We start from the raw sequence: 26,617 nt of genomic DNA, 5'->3' as shown, positions 1-26,617 counted from the left end.
GTCACCAGCCGCACATTGGGTTCTTGTCCTGTTCGCGGCACTGTTTGCGGCTGTTCTCTCGGCACCGGCCTCGGCGATCGAACCGATCAAGATATCGCGTGACGATGTGGCGCTGGATCTGTCCCGTGCGGTGGAGATCTACCGGGACCAGGGTGCGAATTTCCAGGTCTCGACGGCGCCGGGGGCGGACGGCATCGTGCGCCGCATCGAGGTGGAAGCCCAGGACGATCGCCCAACCGGCGACTGGGCCGTCTTCGCGCTGGCCAACACCACCGACGAGCAGCTCGACCGCTTGATCGTCGCGCCGCATTTTCGCCTCGTCGGTTCCGGCCTCATCTGGCCCGATCTGGGTTCGCAACGCATCGCCGCCATTACCCCCAGCGAGGGCTTCGCGCTCGACCGGCAAGAAAGCAACGATGGCGACGAGTTCCTGGTCACACTCAATCCCGGAACCGTGATCACGTTCGTCGCGGAGCTTTCCTCGCGCAACCTTCCTCAAGTCTATCTCTGGGACCCGGAAGCCTACAAGGAGACCGTCAACTCCTACACCCTCTACCGCGGTATCGTGATCGGGATCGCGGGGCTGCTGGCGCTCTTCCTCACCATCCTTTTCGTGGTCAAGGGAACCTCCATGTTCCCGGCCACCGCGGCACTCGCCTGGGCAATCCTGGCCTATATCGCCATCGATTTCGGGTTTCTGACCCGCATTATCGACATTTCCAGCGGCAGCGAGCAGCTCTGGCGTGCCGGCACCGAGATCGCGTTGGCGGCGAGCTTCGTCATCTTCCTCTTTGCCTATCTGAACCTCAACCGCTGGCACGAGCACTTCAGCTACGGGGTGCTGGCATGGATCACCGGCCTTACGATCCTGCTGGGCGTCGCCTGGATCGATCCCGCGATGGCGGCCGGCATCGCGCGGCTGTCGTTCGCCGCCACGGCGGTGGTGGGCATGGGGCTGATCGTCTATCTGGGCATGCAAGGCTATGACCGCGCGATCATGCTGGTGCCGAGCTGGTTGATGGTGCTGGTGTGGGTGGTCGGCGCCTGGATGGCGGTGACCGGAACGCTCAACAACGACATCGTCGAACCGGCGATCGGCGGCGGTCTCATTCTGATCGTCCTGCTGATCGGCTTTACCGTCATGCAGCATGCCTTTTCCGGCAGCAGTCCCTTCCAAGGCCTGTTCAGCGACATGGAGCGACAGGCGCTCGCCGTTGCCGGCTCCGGAGATATCGTGTGGGACTGGGACGTGCTGCGCGACAAGGTGGTGACAAAGCCGGATGCGAGCCGTCAGCTCGGGCTGCCCGCGGGCAGCCTGCATGGACCGGCGCGGAGCTGGCTGCCACTGCTTCACGCCGACGACCGCGACACGTTCCGCACCACGCTCGACGTGGTCCTGGAGCATCGGCGTGGACGCATCGCCCAAAACTTTCGGCTGCGCGGAGCAGACGGGCACTACCACTGGTTCATGCTGCGCGCGCGCCCTGTGGTCGGCTCCGACGGGGAAGTGATCCGCTGCGTCGGCACCATGGTGGATGTCACCGAACAGAAGAAGGCGGAAGAACGGCTGCTGCACGATGCGGTGCACGACAACCTGACCGGCCTGCCCAATCGCGAGCTCTTCCTCAACCGGCTCGACGCGACCATCGCCATGGCCAGCAACGAGCGCAATATCCGCCCGACCGTGCTCGTCATCGATATCGATCGCTTCAAGCAGGTGAACGACGAACTTGGTATTTCCGCCGGAGACACGATCCTGCTGACCATCGCACGGCGGCTGCACCGGGTGATGAAACCCGGTGATGCCTTGTCGCGCGTGGCCGGCGATCAGTTCGCGATGATGCTTTTGTCCGAGCAGGAGCCGGCACGGATCGCCTCCACGGCCGACGCGGTTCGCCAGGCCGTGCGCACTCCGGTCACCTTCGCCAAGCGTGAGATCGTGCTTACCCCCTCGATCGGGCTTGTCTCCTGGACCTCTGCCCAGAGTTCAGCCGAGGAGATGCTGAAGGACGCGGAACTGGCGATGTACCAGGCCAAGCGCTTCGGCGGCGACCGCATCGAACCCTTCCGACCGGGCTTCCGGTCCATCGGCACGGACCGCCTGCAAACGGAGTCGGACCTGCGGCGCGCCGTCGAGCGCAAGGAGATCAAGCTCGTCTATCAGCCCATCATAAGGCTGGAAGACGGCACCATTGCCGGGTTCGAGGCACTTCTGCGCTGGGAGCATCCGCGCCGCGGGACGATTCCGCCCTCCGACTTCATTCCCATTGCCGAAAGCTCGGGGCTCATCGTTCAGCTCGGACATCACGCCATGCAGCAGAGCGCGGACGATCTCTACCACTGGCAGAAGGAGCTCGGCGACATGCCGCTCTTCGTTTCCGTCAACCTGTCGAGCCGGCAGCTCATCCGCCGCGACCTGGTGGGCGACGTGCGCTCGGTGATCGCACGTGCCAACATCAAGCCGCGCTGCTTCCGGCTCGAGCTGACGGAATCCCTCATCATGGACAATCCCGAGCAGTCCGCCCACGTGCTTGCCAAGCTCAGGCAGCTCGGCATCGGCCTGTCGCTCGACGATTTCGGCACTGGCTATTCCTCACTCGCCTATCTGACGCGCTTCCCCTTCGACACCATTAAGATCGACAGGAGCTTTCTCGTCGACCCGAGCACGAAAGGCACCGTTCTGCTCAAATCCATGGTGACCATGGCACATGAACTGGGCCTGTCCGTCGTCGCCGAGGGCGTGAGCAGCGAAGACGATGCGGAAGAGCTGCGCCTCATGGGCTGCGAATATGCGCAAAGCTTCCATTTCGGCGAGCCGGCCGATGCGGAGGCAAGCTTGAGGCTGTTGACGGAACAGAACCCGTTGAAACCTGTCGCAAGCTGAAACGCCGCTGATGCACGGGCGAGGAAAACGCGCCCGTTCTTGTTTGCTGGCGAGTCGAAGACAGCACCCCTCAGGCGTGGCCGGCGGAATGGCTGAGATGGGTCAGATCGACGCCCATGGAGGCGAGGATGCGGTCATAGATGCTCTCGACCTCGCCGTCGAACAAAAGATCCGGCGTGGCTGGACAGGATAGCCAGCCGTTCTCGGCGATCTCCGTTTCCAGTTGGCCGGCGCCCCAGCCGGAATAACCGAGCGCCATCAGCGCCTGGCGTGGGCCTCGTCCGTTGGAAATGGCGCGCAGGATGTCCATGGTCGCCGTCAGGCACACCTCGTCGGAGACAGGCATGGAGGAGTCAACCACGTAGTCGCCGCTGTGCAGGACGAAACCCCGGCTGCGATCCACGGGGCCTCCGCTACGCACGGCCATATTGCGGGCGTGGGCGGGAAGACGGATCGACTGGCTGCGATCGAGAATGCCAAGCTCCACCAGCACGTCGGTAAAGCCCAACTGCTGTGTGCGATTGATGATGAGGCCCATGGCGCCTTCATCGCTATGGGCGCACAAATAGATGACGGAGCGCGAAAACCGCTCGTCACGCATGCCCGGCATGGCGATCAGGAAATGGTTTTGCAGGGTGCCCGACGGGCTTGCCCTATTGGCGCCGATGTCCCGTTCCATAGAGCAAAGCCTAACCCCTTTTGGCGACGCTTGAAAGACATCAGATCACTCCGCTCCCTATCTCCCTCACGGGAAAATGATGGATGCTTGCGTGCGGCGCGCGTTGCGAGAACGATTGCGAAGGACCACTGTATTTTCCATGTTGCGCCTCCCTTTCATCCTGGCGGTACTCGCCCTCTCCTCAATGCCGGCATCTGCAGCCTCCACTTCCTGGTTCAAGAGCGAGGGAGGCGCGGTGCGTCTCGTCACCTCCGGCCTTTCCGACACGCAAGGCCGCCTGCGCGGCGCGCTCGAAATCAGGCTGAAACCGGAGTGGAAAACCTATTGGCGGAACCCGGGCGCATCCGGCATCCCGCCGCAGATCGACCTGCGGCAGTCACCGGAGATCGTCGGTGTGGAAATCCTCTATCCCGCACCGGAACGCGTCGAGGACGACTACGCGATATGGGCGGGTTATAAGAAGAGCGTGGCGCTGCCGGTTGTCTTCTCTCTCAGTGGATCGGAAAGCGCCGGCATCATCGAAGGCAGCCTGTTCCTGGGCATATGCGAAACAATCTGCATCCCTTTTCAAGCCGAGTTCTCTTTCGACGCGGGCGCCAACCCGTTTGACCCGGCCGACGCCGCCACGGTCGATGCCGCCTTTGCCTCCCTTCCGGACGAGGCGCATGCGGGCTTTTCGGTGACAAACGTCTCGCGCCGGAAGGGCAGCATCGAGTTCGATACCGTGTTGCCGTCGGGAACGGGGAAGCCGGCGCTCTTTATCGTCGCGCCGGAGGGTGCACAGATCACCATGCCCGAACTCAAGGCTCACGAGGAGGGCCGAGCGACCTTCTCCGCCAAGGTCCTTGCCGGGGCCGGCGCGGCGCTCGACTACACCCTGGTTTTCGGGGAAGACGCCGTCAGCGGCACACTCACCCTGCCATAGAGTCCGGCGGCCATTGTCATGGTGCCTGGCCTTCCTACATCCTTTGCATTAGGTTTCGGCTTTCCCGCGTTTGCCTTCCGGTGGAACAAAACCTCCCCGCTCACATTCGACCATCCCAGGAGATGAAGCATGACGATTTCCATCGGTGACCGCCTGCCCGACGTACAAATCAAGAAGGCTTCGCCCGAAGGCGCGGAGGATATCGGCGCGCGCGAATTCTTTGCCGGCCGGAACGTGGTGCTCGTCGGCGTGCCGGGTGCCTTCACCCCCACCTGCAGCAACAACCATGTTCCCGGATTCGTCGAAAACTATGATGCGATCCTCGGCCGCGGGGTCGACGCGATCGCCGTCCTGGCGGTCAACGACCACCACGTGATGCGAGCCTGGGCGCGCTTCATGGGCGCCGAGGACAAGCTGATGTTCCTGGCCGACGGCAATGGTGCCTTTACCCGTGCGCTCGGCCTGGAGACCGATCTTTCCGTGCGCGGGCTCGGTAACCGCTGCAAGCGTTTCTCAATGATTGTCGAGGACGGTGTGGTCAAACACCTCAATATCGAGGAAAAGACCGGTCAGGCGGTCACGAGTGGTGCAGCGCGCATCCTCGAGCAGCTTTAACCCGTGCGCCTCTTGAAGGGTGCCATACCGGTGCGTGCCAGCGCGTCTGCGCGTTCGTTCTCGGGATGGCCGGCATGCCCGCGCACCCAGTGCCAGTGCACCTTGTGGCGGCGGCGCGCCTCGTCCAGCGCCTGCCAAAGTTCGGCGTTCTTGACCGGCTTTTTCGCCGCCGTCTTCCAGCCGTTTCTCTTCCAGCCTTCGATCCAGCCGGAAATACCGTCGCGGACATAATTGCTGTCGGTGTAGAGGTCGACCTCGCAGGGCGCCTTGAGCGCATTCAGCGCTTCCGTCGCCGCTTTCAGCTCCATGCGGTTGTTGGTGGTCTCCGCCTCCCCGCCGGACAACTCCTTCTCCACGCCGTTGTAGCGCAGGACCGCCCCCCAGCCGCCGGGGCCGGGGTTGCCGGAACAGGCGCCATCGGTGAAGATTTCCACCCTTTTCACCGAATGTCCGCCCCGTATTCGGTGGGCGAGGCAATCTGCCGGTGAAAGCGCAAGCGCCGCACGAATTCCATGGGATCGCGCTTCTCCACAAGTAGCCCGTCGGGAATGGTCAGCCAGTCGTGGAGACGTGTCAAAAGGAAGCGCAGGGCTGCGCCGCGGGCGAGCAACGGCAACGCCTCGGCCTCGCCCGGCTCAAGCGGCCGCACGCTCTGATAGCCCGCAAGCAGGGCGGCCCCTTTGGTGAGGTTGAAGGAAAGGTCCTTTTCGAAGCACCAGGCGTTCAGACAGACAGCGATGTCGTAGGCCAGCAGGTCGTTGCAGGCGAAATAGAAGTCGATGAGACCGGAAAGCTCACCACCCAGGAAGAAGACGTTGTCGGGGAAGAGATCGGCGTGGATGATGCCTTCCGGCAAGTCCGTCGGCCAGTGTCGGGTGATGTCGGTGAAATCCTTTTCCACCTCGCGCGCGATGCCGGGTTCCACCTCGTCGGCGCGCGGCTTGGAGGGCTCCCACAGGGGCGCCCACCCGTCCGGAGCAAGCGCGTTCTTCCGCGTCAGCGGGAAATCCGCCGCGGCCCTGTGGAGACCCGCCAGCGCCTTGCCCACCTCGTTGCAGTGAGCGGGGGTGGGCCGGCGCATCCACATGCCTTCCAGAAAGGTGATGAGTGCCGCGGGACGGCCGGCCAGCGTCCCGACCAGTGCCCCGTCGCGCCGGTGCACGGGCAGCGGGCAGGAAACGCCGCGCTGCGCCAGATGCTCCATGAGGCCCAGGAAGAACGGCAGATCCGCCGCATCCACCCGGCGCTCGTACAGAGTGAGGATGAAAGCGCCCTCGGAGGTGTGCAGGAGATAGTTCGAGTTCTCCGTTCCCTCGGCGATACCCTTATAGGAAAGCAGATCGCCGACCTGATAGTGGCGGAGGAAGGCTCCCAGCTCTTCTTCGGAAATGTCGGTGTAGACGGCCATCGGGGGAGGTTATCCGCCTTTCAGTTGAATTCGGACAGGACAGAGGAGGCGCGGAAGGACACCGGCATATCCGATCTTGCTGATTCCACCGAGATAGCCCGCTAGCCCATGCCGTTGACGAAGGCCATGTCGGCGCGGGTCAACTCGACGTCGCGCAAGGCACGCATGACGGGGAAATTCTCATTCTCCTCGGCGGCGATGGCGAGATCGACGGTCATGTCATAGCGCTCGGCGAAAGCATCGATGATCTCGTCGACGATGATCTCCGGGGCGGAGGCCCCCGCCGACAGCCCGACCACGGAAATCGAACCGATCTCCGGCCAGGGGATGTCGGAGACGCGCTGCACCAGAAGCGCCCGACGCGCCCCTGCCCTTTCGGCCACTTCCACCAGGCGCCGGGAATTGGAGGAGTTCGGCGCGCCGACGATGAGGAAGAGATCGGCTCCGGGCGCCGCCTCCTTCACCGCCTGCTGGCGGTTGGTGGTGGCATAGCAGATGGATTCGGACGCCGGCGCCTGCAAGGCGGGAAACCGCGCCTGCAGGACGTCGAGGATGCCGGCGGTGTCGTCCACCGAAAGCGTGGTCTGGGTGACATAGCCGAGGCCCCGGCCTTCAGGCGGCGCGAAGCGCTTCGCATCCTCCTCGGTTTCCACGAGCGAGACCGTCCCCTCCGGCAGTTGGCCCATCGTGCCGATCACCTCCGGATGCCCCGCATGACCGACGAGGAGCACGTGCCGATCGTGCCTGAGATGCCTGAGCGCCTGCTTGTGCACCTTGGAGACGAGGGGGCACGTGGCGTCGAGATAGAAGAGATTGCGCCGTTCCGCATCGGCGGGCACGGATTTCGGCACGCCGTGAGCGGAGAAGACGACCGGGCAGTCGCGATGCGTATCGGGAATCTCGTCGAGTTCCTCGATGAAGACGGCGCCGCGCTCCTCCAGGCCCTCGACCACATAGCGGTTGTGCACGATCTCGTGGCGGACATAGACGGGGGCGCCATACTTCTTCAGCGCCAGGACGACGATCTGGATCGCCCGGTCGACACCGGCGCAAAAGCCGCGCGGGCCGCACAGCCGGAGGGTCAGCTTCCGCTTCACAGCCGTTTCCAAACCAAATTCTCCTGTTTGCGCGGAAAGTGGGTGCGCCCGGCACCCGTTGTCAAGCCTCATCGTCCCGCCGACCGCGCGCGAACCAGTAGACCAGAACGCACACGAGCGCAAAGGCGAGACCGTACCAGGTAACGGCGTATTGCAGATGATTGTTGGGCAGGTCGATGCGCGTTACGCCGCCGACGGGAAGCCCGCCGGGGTTGGGACTGTCATTGGCGTCCACGTAGAAGGGATAGACCTCGGTTTCGGCGAGCCCCGCGGAGCTCGCCATGGCGTCGAGATCCTTCCAGTAGAAAATGTTCTTTGCCGGATCGTTATCGGGAACGATGAAGGAAGGCTTCTCCTGCGGGGCCGTGCGGGCAAGACCGCCGAGCTCGATCTGCCCCGCCCTCTGCCCTTCCGGACGGGTGGCGGGATCCTTGCGGTCATAGGGCACGAAACCGCGATTGACGAAGATGTAGCGCCCGTCAGTGAGCCGCAGCGGAGTATGCACGAAGAAACCGGATTGCCCGTGCCAGGTCGCCAGATAGTGCCGCTCGGCGTCGTGTCGGAAGGAGCCGGCCAGCCGGACCGGGCGGTAGTCTATGTCCGCGCCTTGACTATAAAGTCGGGTGACCTCCTCGAGCGGCACCGGCTCCTGGGCGATGCGCTCCTCGATGCGCGCAATCAGAGCCTCCTTCCACTGCAGGCGTTTCACTTGCCAGGTGCCGAGCACCAGAAGAAGGACAAGCACCGGTATGCTGAAGACGAGCAGCAGAAGATTTCCGCGCCGGCGGCTATGATGCATCGTCATTGTCGTCATCGCGACCGGTCCAGGCGTCCCTCGGCGGCCTTGTTGCGGTATTGAAGGGCGATCAAGAGGCCCTTTATCAACCTCAGCGCGCCCAACGAAAGGACCAGTGTGAGCGGCACCCACAGCAGAAAGTGCAGCCACAGCGGCGCGTTCGTGTTCACTTCCATCCAGAGCGCCAGCCCGACGACCACGAAGCCGATGATGAGAATCACGAAAACGGCCGGTCCGTCGCCCGCATCGGCGAAGCCATAGTCGAGGTCGCAACTGGCGCAGCGCCGGCCCACCGTCAGAAAGCCGGAGAAGAGCTTCCCCTCACCGCAACGCGGGCAGCGGCCGGCGAGCCCGGCACGGACCGGATCGACCGGCGGCCAGAAGGCCTCATCCTTTTTCATTGCCGTGCATCACCTCTCGAAAAACGACGGGGGCAGCCGCTTTTGCGGCCGCCCCCCTTCATGCTTTTCGCGTCGCGTCTCAATGGGCGATCGTCGCGCCGGCGGATGCCCACACATAGATGAAGGTGAACAGGAAGAGCCACACCACGTCGACGAAGTGCCAATACCACGCCGCCGCCTCGAAGCCGAAATGCTGCTGCGGCGTGAAATGGCCGGCAAGCGCCCTGAACAGGCACACCGCCAGGAAGATCGTCCCGATGATGACGTGGAAGCCGTGAAAGCCCGTGGACATGAAGAAGGTGGCGCCGTAGATCGAATCGCGGAAGGCGAACGGCGCGTGCATGTACTCATAGGCCTGCACGAAGGAGAACAGGACCCCGAGCACCACCGTCAGCGTCAGGCCGGTGATCAGTCCCTTGCGGTCGTCCTCGAGCAGCGCGTGGTGGGCCCACGTCACCGTCGTGCCGGACAGAAGCAGGATAATCGTGTTGTACAGCGGCAGATGGAAGGGATCGAGCACCTCGATGCCCTCGGGCGGCCAGACGCCGCCGGTGAACTCGGCACGGCTGACCTGGGCCGCCTCGCCGGGATAGAGGCTGGCGTCGAAGAAGGCCCAGAACCACGCGACGAAGAACATCAGCTCCGACGCGATGAACATGATCATCCCGTAACGCAGATGCAGTGAGACGACCCGTGTGTGATGACCCTCCTGCCCTTCGCGGATGGTGTCTCCCCACCAGGCGAACATGGTGTAGAGCACGATCAGGAGACCGACCAGGAATATCCAGAAGTTCGCCGCCGCCAGATCGACCCCGAACAGCGGGAAGGAGGCGCCTTGCGCCGCCTTCATCCAGGCGATGGCACCGAAAGCCATGACCAGCGCGCCGACCGAACCGAGAAACGGCCACGGGCTCGGATCGATGATGTGATAATCGTGATGCTTTGCGTGGGCGCCAGCCATGTCTCTCAACCCCCGATCTTCTGTTTCTTTGCTGCGGCGGGCTGCGGCGCTTCGGCCGATTCCTGTTGCAGCGGATAAAAGGTGTAGGAAAGCGTGATGGTTTTCAGGTTCTTCAGTTCAGGCACGTTCACGATCTCCGGGTCGATGAAGAACTGCACCGGCATGTCGTAGGATTGGCCGGGCTGCAGTTCCTGTTCGGTGAAGCAGAAACATTCCACCTTGTTGAAATAGGCTCCGGCCAGGGCTGGCGCGACATTGAAGGTCGCAGTACCCGCGGTCGGCCTCGAGGAAAGGTTCGTGGCTTCGTAGGAAATCTCGGTCGTCTCGCCGATCCGCAACTCGACCTGGCGCTGTTTCGGCTTGAAATCCCAAGGCAGTTCGGCACTGGTGTTCGCGTCGAAGCGGACCACGATGGTGCGGTCCAGGATCGTATCGGAATACTGTTCCACGCGCTGCGTCGTGCCGCCGTAACCGGTCACCTGACAGAAGATCCGGTAGAGCGGCACGGCCGCGTAGGACATCCCGACCATGCCGGCAAACACGGCCACGCAGAGGATGGCAACGTTGCGGTTGCGGCGATTGCGGGCGGCAAGGGAACTGCTCGTGCTCATCGCGCTCTCACATTGACCGGTTGAACAAGGCGGGCCCCAGCTTCATGATGCTGCCCAGATAGAGGAGGATAACGAAAGCCGCCAGCGCCAGCGCAATCGCGATGTTGCGGTTGCGCCGTGCCCGCAGTTGCGCCTGGGTTGGCGTGACGCGGTCTTCACGATTGTCGCGTTCGTTGCGCCCATCGTCCGGCATCCATCAGGCTCCCAACCGCGAAGCCAGCCCATCGACCAGCAACGCGGCGAAGATGGCGAAAAGATAAACCAGCGAAAAACCGAACAACGCCTTTGCCGGACGCATGGCACGGTCGCCGTCCTCCAGCCGCAAAACGCGCCAGGCGTACCAGACGAAGGCGCCGCCGAGCGCCGCTGCCAGGACGCCGTAGGCAAGGCTCGCAAACCCAAGGGCCGCGGGCAGGACGCCGCTCACGGCGACCGCCAGGGAATAGGCGAAGATCTGCCTCTTGGTATGCCTTTCGCCAGCGACGTTCGGCATCATCGGGATACCGGCGCGCGCATAGTCCCCGGACTTGAAGAGCGCCAGCGCCCAGAAATGGGGCGGCGTCCACAGGAAGATGATCAGGAACAGGACGAGGCTCTCCACCGTCACCGTGCCGGCGACGGCCGCCCAGCCGATCATCGGCGGCAAGGCGCCCGCCGCACCCCCGATGACGATGTTCTGCGGCGTCGAGCGCTTCAGCCACATCGTGTAGACGACGACATAGAAGAAGATCGTGAAGGCCAGCAGGCTGGCGGCCAGCCAGTTCGCCATGAGCCCGAGTGTCATGACCGACAGGACAGCGAGCACGAGGCCGAAACCGAGCGCCTCCCCCGGGGCGACCCGGCCCCTCGGCACGGGGCGGTTCGCCGTGCGCGCCATCACCCGGTCGATATCGGCGTCGTACCACATGTTGAGCGCGCCCGACGCCCCCGCGCCGACGGCGATCGCCAGCATGGCGATGACTGCCAGAAACGGATGCGGCGATGCCGGCGCCAGGAGCATGCCGACAAAGGCGGTGAAGACGACCAGCGACATGACGCGCGGCTTCAAAAGCGCGATGAAGTCGCCCGCCGTCGCCTCGGAGAGAGGGCCGGGCCTTTCATCGATATGCTCTCGTTCAACCAGCGCCATGACGTCACGTTCTGCTTTGAGCTAGCGCGGCCGGCACAACCGTCCAGACCGCGCCGCGCTCTGTTCTACCGGATCCGCGGCAGTTCTTCCCATTGGTGGAAGGGCGGCGGCGAGGAAAGCTGCCATTCCAGCGTCGTTGCACCCTCGCCCCAGGGATTGGCGCCTGCCACCCGCTTCTTCGCGAAGGCTTCCGCCACGCCGTAGAGGAAGACCAGCACGCCGATGGCCGCCAGATAGGAGCCGTAGGAGGACACCATGTTCCAGCCGGCAAAGGCATCCGGGTAATCGATGTAGCGCCGCGGCATGCCCGCAAGGCCGAGGAAGTGCTGCGGGAAGAAAATCAGGTTCACGCCGATGAAAGTGATCCAGAAGTGCAGCCGGGCCACGAAGGAGTTGTACATGTAGCCCGTCATCTTCGGGAACCAGTAATACCAGGCGGCGAAGATGGCGAAGACCGCGCCCATCGACAGAACGTAATGGAAGTGGGCCACCACGTAATAGGTGTCGTGCATCGCCCGGTCGAGGCCGGCATTGGCCAACTGCACGCCCGTCACGCCGCCGACGGTGAACAGGAAGATGAAGGCGATCGCCCACAGCATCGGCACGCGGAAGGAGATCGACCCGCCCCACATGGTGGCGATCCAGGAGAAGATCTTCACACCCGTCGGCACGGCGATCACCATGGTGGCGAAGACGAAGTAGCGCTGCGTGTCGAGGGACAGGCCGGTCGTGTACATATGGTGCGCCCAGACCACGAAGCCGATCACGCCGATGGCAACCATCGCGTAGGCCATGCCGAGATAGCCGAAGATGGGCTTGCGCGAGAAGGTCGACACGATGTGGCTGACGATGCCGAAACCGGGCAGGATGAGGATGTAGACCTCGGGGTGCCCGAAGAACCAGAAGAGATGCTGGTAGAGGATCGGGTCACCGCCGCCATCCGGCGCGAAAAAGGTGGTGCCGAAGTTGCGGTCGGTCAAAAGCATGGTGATGCCGCCGGCCAGCACCGGCAGGGACAGAAGCAGCAGGAACGCCGTGATCAGAACGGACCAGGCGAACAGCGGCATCTTGTGCAGCGTCATGCCCGGCGCGCGCATGTTGAAGATGGTGGTGATGAAATTGATGGCGCCGAGGATCGACGAGGCGCCAGCGATGTGCAGTGCCAGAATGCCCATATCGACTGCGGGACCGGGCTGGCCGGCGGTCGACAGCGGCGGATAGAGCGTCCAGCCCGTTCCGGCGCCGTAGCTGCCTGCAGCACCCGGCACGAACATGGTGAGCAGCATCAGGATGAAGGCCGGCGGCAGAAGCCAGAAGGAAATGTTGTTCATGCGCGGGAAGGCCATGTCCGGCGCGCCGATCATGATCGGCACCATCCAGTTGGCGAAGCCGCCGATGAGCGCCGGCATGACCATGAAGAAGATCATGATGAGGCCGTGGGCGGTGGTGAAGACGTTGTACATCTCCTTGCCGGCGTCGATCGCCGCCGCGCCCTCGAAGCCGTAGACCATCGAGGCCAGGCCGTGAAAGATCTGGATGCCCGGCTCCGCCAGTTCCCAGCGCATCATCACCGAAAGGAAGCCGCCGATGACGCCGGCGATAATGGCGAAGATGAGGTAGAGCGTGCCGATGTCCTTGTGGTTGGTGGAATACACCCAGCGCACCCAGCCCTTCGGCTTATGGTCGTCGTGATCGTTGTAAGTTGCAGCGCTCGCCATTTCCTACCGCTCCAATTTTTCCCTGGGTCGCACGGGCCTATTCGGCGGCGGATGCGACCGTCTCTTCGCTTCCGCCATTTTCCAGCGCCGCCAACAAGGCGCGATTGGCGCCTTCGAGGTCGTCCTGCGCCGCTGCGTACCAAGTCTGGAACCGGTCCTTTGAGACGACGCGGATGGCGATCGGCATGAAGGCGTGATCCTTGCCACAGAGCTCCGAGCACTGGCCGTAATAAAGGCCCTCGCGCTCCGCCTTGAACCAGGTCTCGTTGATGCGGCCCGGCACGGCATCGACCTTGATGCCGAAGGGCGGCATGGCGAAGGCATGGATGACGTCGCTGGCCGTGACCAGAACGCGCACCGTCGTGTCGACCGGCACGACGACTTCATTGTCGACGGCCAGAAGGCGCGGATACTGCTCGAGATTCTCCTTGCCGGCAGCGGCGCGATCGCCCTCCTGAAGCAGGAGCGAGGTAAAGGACAGCGGGTTCTCCTCGGCCTGGTACTCGAAGTCCCAGTACCATTGCACGCCCGTCGCCTTGATCGTCATGGCCGGCTCTTCGTCCGGCGTGTACTGGGACGTTAGAAGCTGGAAGGACGGCACGGCCAGGAAAAGCAGCACGATCACCGGGCCGACGGTCCACAGAACCTCGATCAGGGTGTTGTGGCTGGTGCGCGAGGGCACCGGGTTGGCGCTCGCCCGGTAGCGATAGATGCACCACGCCAGAAGCGCCATCACGAGAAGCGTGATCGGCGTGATGAACCACAGCGTGTACTGCTCGAACCAGATGATCTCTTCCATGATGGGCGTCGCCGCTGCCTGGAAGCGCGCCTGCCACGGCTCGGGCGTGGCATAGGCCCCGGTGGCAGAAAGCGACAGCGCGAAAAGCCCAAGGCTCGCTACAAACTTCTTCATCACCCTCGTCATCTCCCGATCAATGCCCTGCCGGCGCGACCCCACAATACGCCAAAGGATGCTGCTTGGCGGCAAGCGGCATTGACGCTTGGCTTCGATACAGGCGCGTTCAAACCATACTCTCATCGGAACCGCAAGAAAGGCGTGGAACCTGGCATGCGGCATTTTTTCTCTTCATAGCGCTTCCTCCGCATTTTGCACGCACGCCTTCGCAATTATGACCAATTCCGCTACGAAGCTCGAGGAAGCGGAAGCAACGCCCCTCGCCGCAGCCTGCGAGAGCGTTGTTTCTTTTCCAATCCATGCGCGGCAGGATAGATTGCCGTGATTCGCCGGTAGAGAGAGGTTCGTCATGCCGTTGTTCGCACGTGTGGTGGCTACAGGCGCCCTGGTTCTGGCGGCAGCCTGGCCCGCTGCCGCACAGCAGCAGCCACCAAACGGGAACGTAAGCTCCACCCACGGCGCCTGGTCGATCGTCTGCGACACGCCGGCCGGCGCTTCGAGCGAACAGTGTGCCATGATGCAGAACGTCGTGGCGGAGGACCGGCCCGAGGTCGGACTGTCCGTGGTCGTGCTGCGCACGGCCGACGACCAGGCCGAGATCCTGCGCGTCCTGGCGCCGCTCGGCGTTCTCCTGCCCAACGGGCTCGGCCTTCACGTGGACGGCGAGGATATCGGCCGTGCCTATTTCGTCCGCTGTTTCCAGGACGGGTGCTATGCCGAGGTCATCCTCGAAGGCCCGCTTCTGGAGACGCTGATGAACGGTGATTCGGCGACCTTCATCGTTTTCCAGACACCCGAGGAAGGCATCGGAATTCCCGTGGATCTCGACGGATTCGCCGAGGGCTTCGACGCCTTGCCGTAGGATCTCGCGGACTGCGGTACGGCGCGGCCTCTGGATCGTTCCCACTTGTGCCCTTAAATGGGTGGGGAAAAGCACAGGATACCGCCATGCCCCGCTCGCTCATCGATTCCTTCGACTGTTCCGCCGACAAGCTCAGAACCCTTGTTTCCGACACGGTTTCCAGCGCCGACGACGGCGAGCTCTATCTGGAATACCGGGAAGGCGAAGCGCTCGCCTTCGACAATGGGCGGCTGAAGACAGCGAGTTTCAACACCGACCAGGGGTTCGGTCTGCGCGCGGTGGCCGGAGAGGCGACGGGCTACGCCCATTCGAGCGAGTTGTCCGAGGCCGCGCTGAAGCGGGCGGGCGAGGCCGTTTCCGCCGTCAAGCACGGCTATTCCGGCCGGCTTGCAGCGCCGCCGGCGGGCACGAATCAGCGTCTCTACGGCGAGGAGAACCCGATCGCCGCGCCCGGGTTCGAGGAGAAGGCGAAGCTTCTGCAGGAGATCGATTCCTGGCTGCGGGCGAAGGATCAGCGCGTGCGGCAGGTGACAGCCTCCCTTGCGGCGTCCTGGCAGCAGGTGGAGATCCTGCGCGCCGACGGGCAGCTTGCGCGCGACGTCCGGCCGCTCGTGCGCGTGAACATCTCCGTTGTAGTCGGCGAAGGCGACCGGCAGGAAAGCGGCTCCTACGGCATGGGCGGCCGCAAGAGCTTCGGCGAATTCGTCGCCCAGGATTCCTGGCAATTCGCCGCCGGCGAGGCGCTGCGGCAGGCGCTCGTCAATCTGGAGGCCGTTCCGGCCCCGGCCGGTACCTTCGACATCGTGCTGGCCAATGGCTGGCCGGGCGTGATGCTGCACGAGGCGGTCGGCCACGGGCTGGAGGGCGACTTCAACCGAAAGAAGACCTCCGCATTCGCCGGTCTGCTGGGCCAGCAGGTTGCAGCCAGGGGAGTCACCGTCGTCGACGACGGCACCATCGCCGAGCGCCGCGGCTCGCTCACCATCGACGACGAGGGCACGCCGACAGGCCATAATGTGCTGATCGAGGACGGCAAGCTGGTCGGCTACATGCAGGACCGGCTGAATGCACGGCTCATGGGCATGAAACCGAGCGGCAACGGCCGACGCGAATCCTATGCCCACGAGCCCATGCCGCGCATGACCAACACCTTCATGACGGGCGGCGACAAGAGCCCGGAAGAGATCATCGCCTCGGTGAAGAAGGGCATCTATGCCGTCTCCTTCGGCGGCGGACAGGTGGACATCACGAGCGGAAAGTTCGTGTTCGGCTGCACCGAGGCCTACTTGATCGAGGACGGCAAGGTGACGCAGCCGATCAAGGGCGCGATGCTGATCGGCAACGGCCCGGACGCTATGCACCGGGTGTCCATGATCGGCAACGACATGAAGCTCGACACCGGCATCGGCATGTGCGGCAAGGCCGGCCAGGGCGTGCCAGTCGGCGTCGGCCAGCCGCATTTGAGAATGGATCGGATGACGGTGGGCGGCACGCAGGCGTGATGGCCGGTTCCATCGTCATCCTCACTGGCGCCGGTGTCTCTGCTGAATCGGGCGTTGAGACTTTTCGCGACAAGGACGGTCTTTGGTCGAAATTCGATTACCGTGAGGTAGCCACACCCGAAGGCTTCTCGGCCAATCCCGCCTTGGTTCACACCTTCTACAATCAGCGCCGCGAGGGGCTCGCCAAGGTGGCGCCGAATGCGGCGCATGTCGCGCTGGCGCGGCTGGAGCGGGAGCGTTCCGACGAGGTCACTCTGGTCACGCAGAACATCGACGACCTCCACGAGCGGGCAGGCTCCAGGAACCTGATCCACATGCATGGCGAGCTTGCGAAGGCACTGTGCGGCCGCTGCGGGATGCGACACGACTGGCGCGAGACGCTGTCGACGCAAGTGCCCTGCCCCGCCTGCGGCAAAACGGGTGGAATGCGACCAGACGTGGTGTGGTTCGGCGAGATGCCCTACCACATGGAACGCATCTACGAGGCGCTCAGGGCATGCGACCTGTTCATCGCCATCGGCACGAGCGGCAACGTCTATCCGGCGGCGCAGTTCGTGCAGGAAGCTGGCCGGGCCGGTGCGCATACGGTGGAACTCAACCTCGAGCCGTCGGAGACGGTCAGCGATTTTGGCGAGGTGATACACGGGCCGGCAAGCCGTGTCGCACCGGAATACGTGGACCGGGTTTTGAGGGCAAAGTAGCGGGCCTGCTTCAGAGGCCCTCGCTCAACACCGCCCTACCCATGCTCCAACAGCGCGACTACCTCCACATGCGGCGACCATAAAAACTGGTCGATGGGCACGACCCGCGTGATGCGGTAGCCGCCTTCAACGAGGATCGACAGGTCGCGCGCGAGCGTCCCCGGATTGCACGAAACCGCGGCCATGCGCCCGATCTTCGCGCGGGCGATCTGCCGGCACTGCGCCTCCGCCCCGGCGCGCGGGGGATCAAAGACGATACCGTCGAAGGCATCCAGCTCCCTTGCAACGAGCGGCCGGTCGAACAGATCCCGCCGCTCCACCGTGACCGGCTTGAGACCCTGCGCGTGTCTTGCCGCCTGGTCCAGCGTATCGAGTGCCGCACGGTCGCTCTCGACCGCGTGCACCCGTGCATCGCGGGCCAGGCGGAGGGCGAAGGTGCCGCTGCCGGCGAAGAGATCGGCCACGCGCTTCCCGCCCCGCAGATGTTGGACGACAAGCGCGGCCATCGCTTCCTCGGCCGCGCCGACCGCCTGCAGGAAGCCGCCGACCGGAACGGCCACCGGCACATCGCCGAAGAGAATGACCGGCTTGTCCCGCTCCACCAGCACTGCGCCATCGAGCGCGAGCCGCGCAAAGCCCTTGGCGAGAACGATATCGACGACACGGCGACGCTGTTTTTCACCGAGCCGTCCCGCCCCTTCCACCGCCACATCGAGCCCGGTCCGCGTGGCCGTGACCAGGAGGCGGAAGGGCTTCGGCGTCGCGGCTACGGCTTCTGCGAGATCGCGCAACGCATCGAGGGCTGCGGTGATCTGCGGCACGGCGACCGGGCACTCGGAGACGGGGACGACGTGATGCGACTGCGCGGCGTTGAAGCCGAGGACGGCGCTTCTTCCGACCTTGCGCGCGGTAAAGGCGACGCGACGGCGCGAGGCGGGCGGACAGGCAACGAGTGGGTCGACCTCGGCGTCGATGCCGCGGCTTTGCAGCGCGTGCACGATCTTCGCCCTCTTCCACGCTGCATAGGTCTTGCCTTCCAGGTGCTGGACGGCGCAGCCGCCGCACGCGCCGAAATGACGGCAGGCGGGCTCCGTCCGGTCGGGCGAGGACACCGTCACCGATTCGAGAACCGCGCGGCGGCCCTTCACCTTTACCGTGACGGTCTCTCCGGCAAGACTGAACGGTACGTAGACGGGGCCGGCCGGCGTTTGCGCGATGCCGTCGCCCTGCGCGCCCAGCGCCTCGATCTCAAGCGTCTCGCTCATCCCTGCTTCCGACCGGCCAGCAGGAACTCGCGGTTTCCGTCTCCCCCTTCGATCGGCGAGGGAACGAAGCCGAGCGTGTGCCAGCCCTCGCTCTTCTCCAGCCACGCCGCGATGTCGCGGGCGATCTCCTCGCCCCTTCCCTTGGCGCGCAAAAGACCACCCTTGCCGATCGCCTCCCGTCCGGCCTCGAACTGCGGCTTGACGAGAAACAGCCCCCTCGCGCCGGGCGCGGCCAGGTCCAGGGCCGGTGGCAGGGCCAGCTTCAGGGAGATGAAGCTGACGTCCGAGACGAGGAAATCCGGCCGCCTGCCGCCAAGCGCATCGAGGGTGAGATGGCGGGCGTTCAGACCTTCGATCGCGGTCACACGCGGATCGGCCTCAAGCTGGGCATCCATCTGTCCCGTGCCGACATCGATCGCCGTCACATGGGCAACGCCCCGCTCCAGGAGCACCTGCGTGAAGCCGCCGGTGGAGGCGCCGATGTCGAGCGCATCGGCGTCTCGGGGATCGAGCGAGAAGGTGTCGAGGCCGTGGATGAGCTTCAGCGCCGCGCGCGAGACATAGGCCCGGCCCGGATCCTCCACCGTTATCTCGGCATTGCCTGCGACCGCCTGCCCCGGCTTTTCCGCCACCGCGCCGGCGACCCGCACGGTGCCACGAAGGACGGCATCGCGGGCACGGGCCCGGCTTTCGAAGAGCCCGCGTTCGACCAGGAGCTGATCGAGGCGGAGACGAAAGGAGGTTGGCGTGGTCATCGGTGTCTCAGTGAATGACAGAGCGTGCAGAGGACGGTAAGCAGAGTGCTCTCTTTCGTGGCATTCAACAGACCATCATCCTAATAGCCCGAAGTGCCGCCTGTCGCGAGGTCCTCGCCAGGGCGCCTTCTACCGAGACCGGCCACGCCTCTCAATGGGTCCCGGATAGCCCTTCTGGTTTCCGGGATGACGGTGCATTGATTGCCGCGCGCCGCTCAGGCCCGCACCGCACTCTCCTCCTGGCCGAGCGCGGCGAAAACGGTACGCACAATGCCCGTGGCGTCGAGCCCTGCGTCGGCGTACATCTTCTCCGGCTTGGCCTGGTCGAGGAAGAGGTCCGGCATCACCAGCGGGCGCACCTTGAGGCCGCTTTCCAGCAGGCCCCGATGGGCGAGGAAATGCAGCACATGTGCCCCGAAGCCGCCGATGGAACCTTCCTCGACAGTCACAAGGACCTGATGCTCGCGTGCGAGCGTGGTGACAAGCTCCATGTCCAGCGGTTTGGCGAAGCGGGCATCGGCCACCGTGGTGGAAAGGCCGGCGGCTTCCAATTCGTCGGCGGCTTTCAGGCACTCGGCCAAGCGGCCGCCCAAGGACAGAAGTGCCACCTTGGTGCCCTCGCGCAGCACGCGGCCCTTGCCGATCGCAAGGGCGTTGCCATGCTCGGGCATCTCCACACCGACGCCGTTGCCGCGCGGATAACGGAAGGCGATGGGGCCGTCGCCATGAACAACGGCGGTGCGCACCATATGCCGCAACTCCGCCTCGTCGGCAGCCGCCATCACGACGAAATTGGGCAACGTGGCGAGATAGGTGATGTCGAAGGCGCCGCAATGGGTGGCACCGTCCGCACCGACGAAGCCGGCCCGGTCGATGGCGAAGCGCACGGGCAGGTTCTGGATCGCCACGTCATGCACAACCTGGTCATAGGCGCGCTGCAGGAAGGTGGAGTAGATGGCGGCGAAGGGCTTGTAGCCTTCCGTCGCAAGCCCGGCGGCGAAGGTCACCCCGTGCTGCTCGGCGATGCCGACATCGAAGGTCCGCTCGGGGAACTCCTTGCCGAAGAGGTCGAGCCCGGTGCCCGAAGGCATGGCGGCGGTGACGGCGACGATGCGGTCGTCCTCGCGCGCCTCCTGGATAAGCGACTGGGCGAAAACCTTCGTGTAGCTCGGCGCATTGGCCGGCGTCTTGGCCTGAGCGCCGGTGATGACGTCGAACTTGGCGACGCCGTGATACTTGTCCTCGGCCGCCTCGGCAGGCGGATAGCCCTTGCCCTTGCGGGTGACGATATGGATGAGCACCGGGCCGTCGCCATTGTCGCGCACGTTCTTCAGAACCGGCACGAGGTGCTCGAGATTGTGCCCGTCGATCGGTCCGATGTGGAAGAAGCCCATCTCCTCGAAAAGTGTGCCGCCGGTCACGTAGCCGCGCGCATGCTCCACCGCGCGCGAGATGGCGCGGTCGACGCTTTGGCCGAGATAGGAGGTCAGCTTCTTGCCGAAATCGCGGATGCCCTGGTAGGTGCGGCCGGAGGCGAGCCGCGCCAGATAAGCGCTCATGGCGCCGGTGGGCGGGGCGATGGACATATCGTTGTCGTTGAGGATCACGATCAGCCGCGCATCGAGCGCGCCGGCGTTGTTCATCGCCTCGTAAGCCATGCCGGCCGACATGGCGCCGTCGCCGATGACGGCGATCACATTTCGCCGGCCGCCGGAAAGATCGCGCGCGATGGCCATGCCGAGGCCCGCGGAAATGGACGTGGAGGAGTGCGCGGCGCCGAAGGGGTCGTATTCGCTCTCCGCACGCCTGGTGAAACCCGACAGCCCACCCTCCTGCCGAAGGGTGCGGATACGATCCCGGCGGCCCGTCAAAATCTTGTGCGGATAGGCCTGGTGGCCGACATCCCAGATCAGCCGGTCGTCGGGGGTGTCGAAAATATAGTGCAGCGCCACGGTCAGTTCGACCACGCCGAGCCCGGCACCCAGGTGCCCACCCGTCTGGGAGACGGCATCGACCAGTTCCGCGCGCAGCTCGTCGGCGAGTTGCGGCAGATCCTTCTCATCGAACTGTTTCAGGTCCGCGGGGGAGCGGACACGGTCCAGAAGGGGTGTTTCAGGGGGTGATTTCACGCGCTGTCACACTTGGGTGGTTATCATCGGAGATGAGATAGGGCCTGCGCGCGATGTTGTAAACGTGCTTGTGGAGCGCGCCGCCGCACGACCTTATTGCGAGTCGAGCGGCTCCGTGCCCGCCGGCGCGCCCTCGCGGGACAGCCGGATCTTCTCCACCTTGTCTTCCGCCGCCTTCAAGAGCCGGTCGCAATGCGCCTTCAGTGCCTCACCACGCTCGTAAATGCGGATCGACTGTTCCAGCGGTACGTCTCCGCGCTCGAGATCGTTGACGATGCTCTCAAGCGCCTCGAGCGCCTGCTCGAAGCTCATCGTCTTGATGTCCTCGTTCGTTTCGGCGTTGCCGGCTTCGCCGCTCATTCCCTACCCCTTCATCAGGCGGCCGACATGGGCGGCCGCCGAAAGCGCCAGACCTTCAAGGTCGTAGCCGCCTTCCAGGACGCTGACAAGGCGGTTGCCCGCGCTGCGCCCCGCCCTTTCCATCAGTTCGGCCGTCGCCCAGCCGAAATCCTCTTCCGTGAAGTTGAGCTCCGCCAGCGGATCGCGGTGATGGGCGTCGAAACCGGCCGAGATGATGATGAGATCGGGCCGGAAATCGTCGATGCGCGGCAGGATCTTCTCCTCGAAGGCCTGGCGGAAAACCTCACCGTCCGCGCCCGGCGGCAGGGGCGCATTGACGATGTTGCCCGCGCCGGTCTCGGAAGCCGCACCGGTGCCCGGATAGAGCGGCATCTGATGGGTGGAGCAGTAGAGCACGGTCGGATCGTCCCAGAAAATGTCCTGGGTGCCGTTGCCGTGATGCACATCCCAATCGACGATCGCCACGCGCTCGGCGCCATGCGCTTCCTGGGCGTGACGCGCGGCGATGGCCACGTGGTTGAACAGGCAGAAGCCCATCGCCCGGTCCTTCTCGGCGTGGTGGCCGGGCGGACGCGTGGCGACGAAAACATTGTCGGCCTTACCGGTGAAGACGTCGTCGACCGCGGCCATGGCGCCGCCGATGGCGGTGAGCGCCACCTCCCAGCTCTTGGGGCTGACGGTGGTGTCCGCATCGATGCGCGCAATGCCTTCGGCGGGGATCGCATCGCGAACGCGGCGGGCGTAATTCTCGGGATGGGCGAGCAGGACAGCCGTTTCCCGAGCCATCGGCGCCTCGGCCCGATCGAGCGGCGCGAAAACCTCATGCGCCAGCACCTTGTCGATGGCGCGTAGCCTGTCCGGACGTTCCGGATGGCCGGGCGGCGTGAGGTGCTCCAGGCAAATCGAATTCGTGTAGAGACGGGTGACCATGCTTTCGGTATAGAACTTGGCGTGGCATTTGACCATGCCGCCCCGGCACCATCAACAAGTTCCGCCCTATCCGGGCTTCGGCGCGGAGCCCGGCCGGCGCGGGGCGAAAGCGCCGCTCAGTCCCGGTTCCGCCCGGTGCGTAGCCCCTCGAGCAGCCGCTTGAACGCGGCGACGGCCCTTTTGGAGGCTGCCGGGGGGTCATCCGCATTGGCGATCCACAAGGAGGCATGGAGGCTGGCGCCGCTGATCATACGCGCCGTCGCCTCGGGATCCTCCACGTCGATCAGACCTTCCCCGGCGAGCCGGCTGAGGCTTGCCGTCAGCGAGCGGATGCAGCCACTCTGATTCGGCCAATTGTACGGATCCCCCAGAACCGCCGGTCCGTCCCGCAGCATGATGCGCTGGATCTCCGGTTCGAGCGCCATCTCGATATAGGCGATGCATTCGTGGACGAATCCCTCCCAGGGGTCGGAATATCTCGCGGAAATCCCGTTCTGCCGATCGGCCATCTCCGCGTCGAGCTCCGCGATCACCGCCTTGAGCAGTCCTTCCTTGCCGCCAAAGTGGTGATAGAGGGCCCCGCGCGTCAGGCCGGCCTCCGCCGTGAAGTCGTCCATCGATGCCTCGGTATAGCCAACCGTGCCAAACGCCCGGCGCGCCGCCGCGATCAGCTTCGCCCGGGTTTCCGCAATCATTTCGCTACGCGGCTTGTGCGCCATTCCATCCTCATTCTTATACGTCTCGTATGTGAGTTGACATACGCAGCGTATGTCATTATCTCATTCGCATACGCTGCGTATGTAAACCGTATTCATCCTCCCATCAAGGATAGGCCCCATGTCCAACCCTTACCGCGAAATTTTCAAGGTGCCGGGCACCAAAGGTTTCGCCGCCGCGGGCTTCGTCGCCCGGCTGCCGATCGCCATGGCGCCGATCGGCATCGTCGCCATGCTGTCCCAGACGCACGGCGAATACTGGCTGGCCGGCGCCGTCTCGGCCACCTTTGCCCTGACCAACGCCTTCGTCGCCCCGCAGATATCCCGACTGGTCGACCGCTTCGGCCAAACGGCGGTCGTCACGCCGACGACGGTCCTTTCGGTCCCAGCCTTCCTGACGCTGATTGCGGCGGCCAACCAGAACTGGCCGATATGGACGCTCTTCGCCACGGCCTTCCTGGCGGCGGCGATGCCCAGCATGCCCGCCATGGTGCGGGCGCGCTGGTCGGAGATATTCCATGACCGGCCGGAGCTCAACACCGCTTTCGCCTTCGAATCGGCGGCCGACGAGCTCGTCTACATTCTCGGCGCTTCCCTGTCCGTCGGTCTTGCCGTGGCCCTTTTCCCGGAAGCCGGCATGCTGGCCAACACGCTGCTTCTGGCGTTCGGCACAGCGGCGTTCATCCTGCAGCGCTCGACGGAGCCGCGGATCAGGCCGGCCACCGGCGACCCTTCCCGCTCGGCCATTCGCCTGCGGCCGGTGCAGATCGTCACGCTCGCCCTCATTTTCGTCGGCGCGATCTTCTCGACGGCCGAGGTGAGTTCCGTCGCCATCACGGAGGCGCTCGGCCAACCGAAGACGGCGAGCCTGGTGATCGGCGTCTATGCCCTCGGATCCTTCATACTCGGCCTGGTCTTGGGCGCGATGAACCTGACGATGCCCATGGAACGACGGCTGGCGATCGCGCTCGCGGTCGTGGCGGTGACGCAGGTGCCCCTTCTTCTGGCCGGCACGGTCCCGCTGCTCGCGCTGACGGTGTTCGTGAGCGGACTAGCCATCTCGCCGACCTTCATCACGGCTTTCGGCCTGATTGAGCGGCGCGTGCCGGCATCCATGCTGACCGAAGGCGTGACCTGGGTGATGACCGGCATCGGCATCGGCATGGCGCTCGGCGCCTTCGCGGCGGGCTGGGTGGTCGACATGTTCGGCGCCCGCAGCGGCTTCTGGGTCTCGGTGGCGGCCGGCACGGCGGCGTTCCTGACCGTGCTCATCGGCCAGAGAAGCCTCGCCCGCGAGCGGCCGCACGAAGCGCCCGCCGCGGCAGCGCAACCCGCCGAATGATCGAACGTTGAGAACCGGTCCCGGCTGTCCAGCCGGGGCCGTGCCTACAGGATTTCCGTCGACTCGATGCGGATGCCGAAGCCTTCCAGCCCGACATAATGGCGCTCGCGCGAGGCCATCAGGCGGATGGAGGTGATGCCGAGATCCTTCAGGATCTGCGCCCCCAGCCCGATTTCGCGCCACTCGCTTTCGCGCTTCAGGGCTTCCGCGTGTACTTCCTTCCCATCACTGCCGCGAGGGCGGCGGTGCTGGTGGGCGACGCCGACGGAGCCCTCGCGCAGATAGACGAGCACGCCTCGGCCCATCTTCCCCATGGATTCCATGACTTCGCGCAGCCGGTACTCGGTGCCGAAGACGTCGGCCACGACATCCTCCGTGTGCAGGCGCACCGGCACATGCTCGCCGTCGCGGATGTCACCGAAGACGATGGCGAGATGCTGCATTGCCTCCCAGGGTAGCGTATAGGTCTGGGCGACGGCCGGCCCGCCGGGCGTTTCGATCGGGAAGCTCGCCACCCGCTCGACAAGCGTCTCCTGGCGCTGCCGATAGGCGATGAGGTCGGCCACCGAAACCTGTTTCAGCCCGTGCTCCGCGGCGAACCCCGTCACCTGCGGGCCGCGCATCACAGTCCCGTCATCGTTGACGAGCTCGCAGATAACGCCGACCGGCGGCAGCTTGGCCAGCCGGCAGAGGTCGACGGCCGCCTCCGTGTGGCCGGAGCGCATCAGCACGCCGCCCTCGCGCGCCACGAGTGGAAAAATATGGCCCGGCCGCACGAAATCGGCGCTGCCGGCGTTCGGATTGGCGAGGTTGCGCACGGTCAGCGTGCGGTCCTCGGCGGAAATCCCGGTCGTCGTGCCATGCTTGAAATCGACACTGACGGTGAAGGCGGTCTGGTGGGGCGCGTCGTTCTCGGCCACCATGGGCCCCAGATTGAGGCGTCTGGCCTCCTCGCGCGCCATCGGCGTGCAGACGATGCCGGAGGTATGGCGCACGATGAAGGCCATCTTCTCGGGCGTGCAATGCACGGCCGCGACGATCAGGTCGCCCTCGTTCTCGCGCCCATCATCGTCCATCACGACGACGATCTCGCCACGCTCGAAGGCGCGGATGGCTTCGACGACTTGTTTCTGATCGTATGGCATGCTTCCTCGCGGGATCTAGGGCAGTAGGGGAATAAGGCAGTAGGGCAGTACAAGAAAGAGCCGACTTACACCTTCCCCGTCTGTCCTCTGTGCCGCAGATAGTGATCGGCAATCGTGCAAGCGAGCATGGCCTCGCCGATGGGCACGGCCCGGATGCCGACGCACGGGTCGTGGCGCCCCTTGGTGACCACCTCGACTTCCGCGCCGCTCTTGTCGACGGTGCGGCGCGGGGTGAGGATCGAGGAGGTGGGCTTGACGGCGAAACGCGCCACCACCGGCTGGCCGGTGGAAATGCCGCCGAGGACCCCGCCGGCGTTGTTGGACAGGAAAACGGGCTCGCCATCCGTGCCGCGGCGCATCTCGTCGGCGTTCTCCTCGCCACGGATGCGGGCGGCCTCGAAGCCGTTGCCGATCTCCACGCCCTTGACGGCGTTGATGGACATGAGGTTTGCGCAAATGTCCTGGTCGAGCTTTGCGTAGATCGGCGCGCCAAGGCCGGCGGGAACGCCCTCGGCGACGACCTCGACCACCGCGCCGACGGAGGAGCCCGCCTTGCGGATCTCGTCCAGATACTCGGAAAAGACGGCCACCGATTTGGGGTCGGGCGTGAAAAAGGGATTGTCCGCATGGCCGACGAAATCCCAATCCCAGTTGGTCCGGTCGATCGTCTTCTCACCCATCGCCACAAGGGCGGCGCGGACGACGAGGCCCGGAACGACCTTCCTGGCAAGCGCGCCGGCGGCCACGCGCGCGGCCGTCTCGCGGGCGGA

General features: G+C 64.8%; 27 protein-coding genes. 7 read left to right on the top strand and 20 right to left on the bottom strand.

The genetic code is table 11. The annotated features are described in order from the left end of the window. Positions 1-28: 28 nt before the first annotated feature. Positions 29-2,884: an EAL domain-containing protein gene (locus ACFP9U_RS09225; RefSeq protein ID WP_378620837.1), complete on the top strand. Its 2,856-nt coding sequence runs from the start codon at positions 29-31 to the stop codon at positions 2,882-2,884. A 70-nt stretch (positions 2,885-2,954) separates the two neighbouring features. On the opposite strand, the gene ACFP9U_RS09220 is transcribed toward ACFP9U_RS09225, so the two are convergent. After that, the gene (locus tag ACFP9U_RS09220; protein WP_378620821.1) at positions 2,955-3,563 is read right to left on the bottom strand and encodes a YqgE/AlgH family protein; all 609 of its coding nucleotides are present in this window, start codon (positions 3,561-3,563) and stop codon (positions 2,955-2,957) included. A gap of 139 nt (positions 3,564-3,702) precedes the next feature. Between ACFP9U_RS09220 and ACFP9U_RS09215 the strand changes: the two genes are divergently transcribed. Both ACFP9U_RS09215 and ACFP9U_RS09210 read left to right on the top strand, forming a co-directional pair. Then, a complete protein-coding gene (locus ACFP9U_RS09215; RefSeq protein WP_378620819.1) occupies positions 3,703-4,488 on the top strand; it encodes a protein-disulfide reductase DsbD domain-containing protein in 786 nt (261 codons plus the stop codon). 129 nt (positions 4,489-4,617) lie between these two features. Then, positions 4,618-5,103, top strand: a complete 486-nt coding sequence (locus ACFP9U_RS09210) for a peroxiredoxin (protein ID WP_378620818.1) — start codon at positions 4,618-4,620, stop codon at positions 5,101-5,103. On the opposite strand, the gene rnhA is transcribed toward ACFP9U_RS09210, so the two are convergent. The 11 genes from rnhA to coxB form a co-directional block, all read right to left on the bottom strand. Further along, positions 5,100-5,546: a ribonuclease HI gene (rnhA, locus tag ACFP9U_RS09205; RefSeq protein WP_378620817.1), complete on the bottom strand. Its 447-nt coding sequence runs from the start codon at positions 5,544-5,546 to the stop codon at positions 5,100-5,102. The genes ACFP9U_RS09210 and rnhA overlap by 4 nt on opposite strands. After that, positions 5,543-6,511, bottom strand: a complete 969-nt coding sequence (locus tag ACFP9U_RS09200) for a homoserine kinase (protein ID WP_378620816.1) — start codon at positions 6,509-6,511, stop codon at positions 5,543-5,545. Before ACFP9U_RS09200 ends, rnhA begins: the two co-directional genes overlap by 4 nt. A 101-nt stretch (positions 6,512-6,612) precedes the next feature. Beyond that, positions 6,613-7,608 (bottom strand): 4-hydroxy-3-methylbut-2-enyl diphosphate reductase, encoded by a 996-nt coding sequence (gene ispH, locus ACFP9U_RS09195; RefSeq protein ID WP_378620815.1) that lies wholly within the window; start codon positions 7,606-7,608, stop codon positions 6,613-6,615. Positions 7,609-7,669: 61 nt separating this feature from the next. After that, positions 7,670-8,422, bottom strand: a complete 753-nt coding sequence (locus tag ACFP9U_RS09190) for an SURF1 family protein (protein WP_378620814.1) — start codon at positions 8,420-8,422, stop codon at positions 7,670-7,672. Next, positions 8,419-8,805, bottom strand: a complete 387-nt coding sequence (locus tag ACFP9U_RS09185) for a DUF983 domain-containing protein (RefSeq protein ID WP_378620811.1) — start codon at positions 8,803-8,805, stop codon at positions 8,419-8,421. Before ACFP9U_RS09185 ends, ACFP9U_RS09190 begins: the two co-directional genes overlap by 4 nt. Positions 8,806-8,884: 79 nt before the next feature. Further along, positions 8,885-9,766, bottom strand: coding sequence for a cytochrome c oxidase subunit 3 (locus tag ACFP9U_RS09180; RefSeq protein ID WP_378620810.1), 882 nt, complete (start codon positions 9,764-9,766; stop codon positions 8,885-8,887). Positions 9,767-9,771: 5 nt separating this feature from the next. Beyond that, a complete protein-coding gene (locus tag ACFP9U_RS09175; RefSeq protein WP_378620808.1) occupies positions 9,772-10,377 on the bottom strand; it encodes a cytochrome c oxidase assembly protein in 606 nt (201 codons plus the stop codon). A gap of 7 nt (positions 10,378-10,384) precedes the next feature. Continuing rightward, positions 10,385-10,570, bottom strand: coding sequence for a hypothetical protein (locus ACFP9U_RS09170; RefSeq protein WP_378620807.1), 186 nt, complete (start codon positions 10,568-10,570; stop codon positions 10,385-10,387). Between the two features lie 3 nt (positions 10,571-10,573). Then, a complete protein-coding gene (locus tag ACFP9U_RS09165; protein WP_378620805.1) occupies positions 10,574-11,506 on the bottom strand; it encodes a heme o synthase in 933 nt (310 codons plus the stop codon). A gap of 65 nt (positions 11,507-11,571) precedes the next feature. Further along, positions 11,572-13,224, bottom strand: coding sequence for a cytochrome c oxidase subunit I (ctaD, locus tag ACFP9U_RS09160; protein WP_322452681.1), 1,653 nt, complete (start codon positions 13,222-13,224; stop codon positions 11,572-11,574). Between the two features lie 37 nt (positions 13,225-13,261). Then, positions 13,262-14,137 (bottom strand): cytochrome c oxidase subunit II, encoded by an 876-nt coding sequence (gene coxB / locus ACFP9U_RS09155; protein ID WP_378620803.1) that lies wholly within the window; start codon positions 14,135-14,137, stop codon positions 13,262-13,264. A gap of 352 nt (positions 14,138-14,489) precedes the next feature. Between coxB and ACFP9U_RS09150 the strand changes: the two genes are divergently transcribed. From ACFP9U_RS09150 to ACFP9U_RS09140, 3 genes are all read left to right on the top strand, one after another. Further along, positions 14,490-15,002: an invasion associated locus B family protein gene (locus ACFP9U_RS09150; RefSeq protein WP_322452684.1), complete on the top strand. Its 513-nt coding sequence runs from the start codon at positions 14,490-14,492 to the stop codon at positions 15,000-15,002. Between the two features lie 86 nt (positions 15,003-15,088). After that, positions 15,089-16,504 (top strand): metalloprotease TldD, encoded by a 1,416-nt coding sequence (gene tldD, locus ACFP9U_RS09145; protein WP_378620802.1) that lies wholly within the window; start codon positions 15,089-15,091, stop codon positions 16,502-16,504. After that, positions 16,504-17,205 carry an NAD-dependent deacylase gene (locus tag ACFP9U_RS09140; RefSeq protein WP_378620800.1) on the top strand — a complete coding sequence of 234 codons (702 nt, stop codon included), beginning with the start codon at positions 16,504-16,506 and terminating at the stop codon, positions 17,203-17,205. The genes tldD and ACFP9U_RS09140 overlap by 1 nt, the downstream gene beginning before the upstream one ends. 35 nt (positions 17,206-17,240) lie before the next feature. Here ACFP9U_RS09140 and ACFP9U_RS09135 read toward each other — a convergent pair whose 3' ends face one another. The 6 genes from ACFP9U_RS09135 to ACFP9U_RS09110 all read right to left on the bottom strand — a co-directional run bounded on the left by ACFP9U_RS09135 (position 17,241) and on the right by ACFP9U_RS09110 (position 23,363). Continuing rightward, entirely contained in the window at positions 17,241-18,470 is a 1,230-nt protein-coding gene (locus ACFP9U_RS09135) for a class I SAM-dependent RNA methyltransferase (protein ID WP_378620798.1), read from the bottom strand. Then, positions 18,467-19,225, bottom strand: coding sequence for a TlyA family RNA methyltransferase (locus ACFP9U_RS09130; protein ID WP_378620797.1), 759 nt, complete (start codon positions 19,223-19,225; stop codon positions 18,467-18,469). Before ACFP9U_RS09130 ends, ACFP9U_RS09135 begins: the two co-directional genes overlap by 4 nt. A 215-nt stretch (positions 19,226-19,440) precedes the next feature. After that, positions 19,441-21,354 carry a 1-deoxy-D-xylulose-5-phosphate synthase gene (gene dxs, locus ACFP9U_RS09125; RefSeq protein ID WP_378620795.1) on the bottom strand — a complete coding sequence of 638 codons (1,914 nt, stop codon included), beginning with the start codon at positions 21,352-21,354 and terminating at the stop codon, positions 19,441-19,443. A gap of 93 nt (positions 21,355-21,447) precedes the next feature. Then, positions 21,448-21,714 (bottom strand): exodeoxyribonuclease VII small subunit, encoded by a 267-nt coding sequence (locus tag ACFP9U_RS09120; protein WP_322452690.1) that lies wholly within the window; start codon positions 21,712-21,714, stop codon positions 21,448-21,450. Between the two features lie 3 nt (positions 21,715-21,717). Further along, entirely contained in the window at positions 21,718-22,644 is a 927-nt protein-coding gene (locus ACFP9U_RS09115; RefSeq protein ID WP_378620836.1) for a histone deacetylase family protein, read from the bottom strand. 116 nt (positions 22,645-22,760) lie between these two features. Continuing rightward, complete coding sequence (locus tag ACFP9U_RS09110) at positions 22,761-23,363, bottom strand: TetR/AcrR family transcriptional regulator (protein ID WP_378620793.1); 603 nt, start codon at positions 23,361-23,363, stop codon at positions 22,761-22,763. Between the two features lie 118 nt (positions 23,364-23,481). On the opposite strand from ACFP9U_RS09110, the gene ACFP9U_RS09105 reads away from it, so the two are divergent. Further along, positions 23,482-24,702: an MFS transporter gene (locus ACFP9U_RS09105; protein ID WP_378620792.1), complete on the top strand. Its 1,221-nt coding sequence runs from the start codon at positions 23,482-23,484 to the stop codon at positions 24,700-24,702. Positions 24,703-24,746: 44 nt separating this feature from the next. Here ACFP9U_RS09105 and ribB read toward each other — a convergent pair whose 3' ends face one another. Together ribB and aroC are read right to left on the bottom strand one after the other, a co-directional pair. Beyond that, positions 24,747-25,847: a 3,4-dihydroxy-2-butanone-4-phosphate synthase gene (gene ribB, locus ACFP9U_RS09100; RefSeq protein WP_378620790.1), complete on the bottom strand. Its 1,101-nt coding sequence runs from the start codon at positions 25,845-25,847 to the stop codon at positions 24,747-24,749. A gap of 65 nt (positions 25,848-25,912) precedes the next feature. Further along, the coding region (aroC, locus tag ACFP9U_RS09095; RefSeq protein WP_378620789.1) for a chorismate synthase at positions 25,913-26,617 on the bottom strand (705 nt) is incomplete at its 5' end.

The sequence above is a fragment of the Nitratireductor sp. GCM10026969 genome (assembly GCF_042660605.1).
GTDB lineage: Bacteria > Pseudomonadota > Alphaproteobacteria > Rhizobiales > Rhizobiaceae > Chelativorans.
The sequence above is the reverse complement of the archived record's forward strand: the minus strand, read 5'-3'. Positions and strand labels throughout refer to the sequence as shown.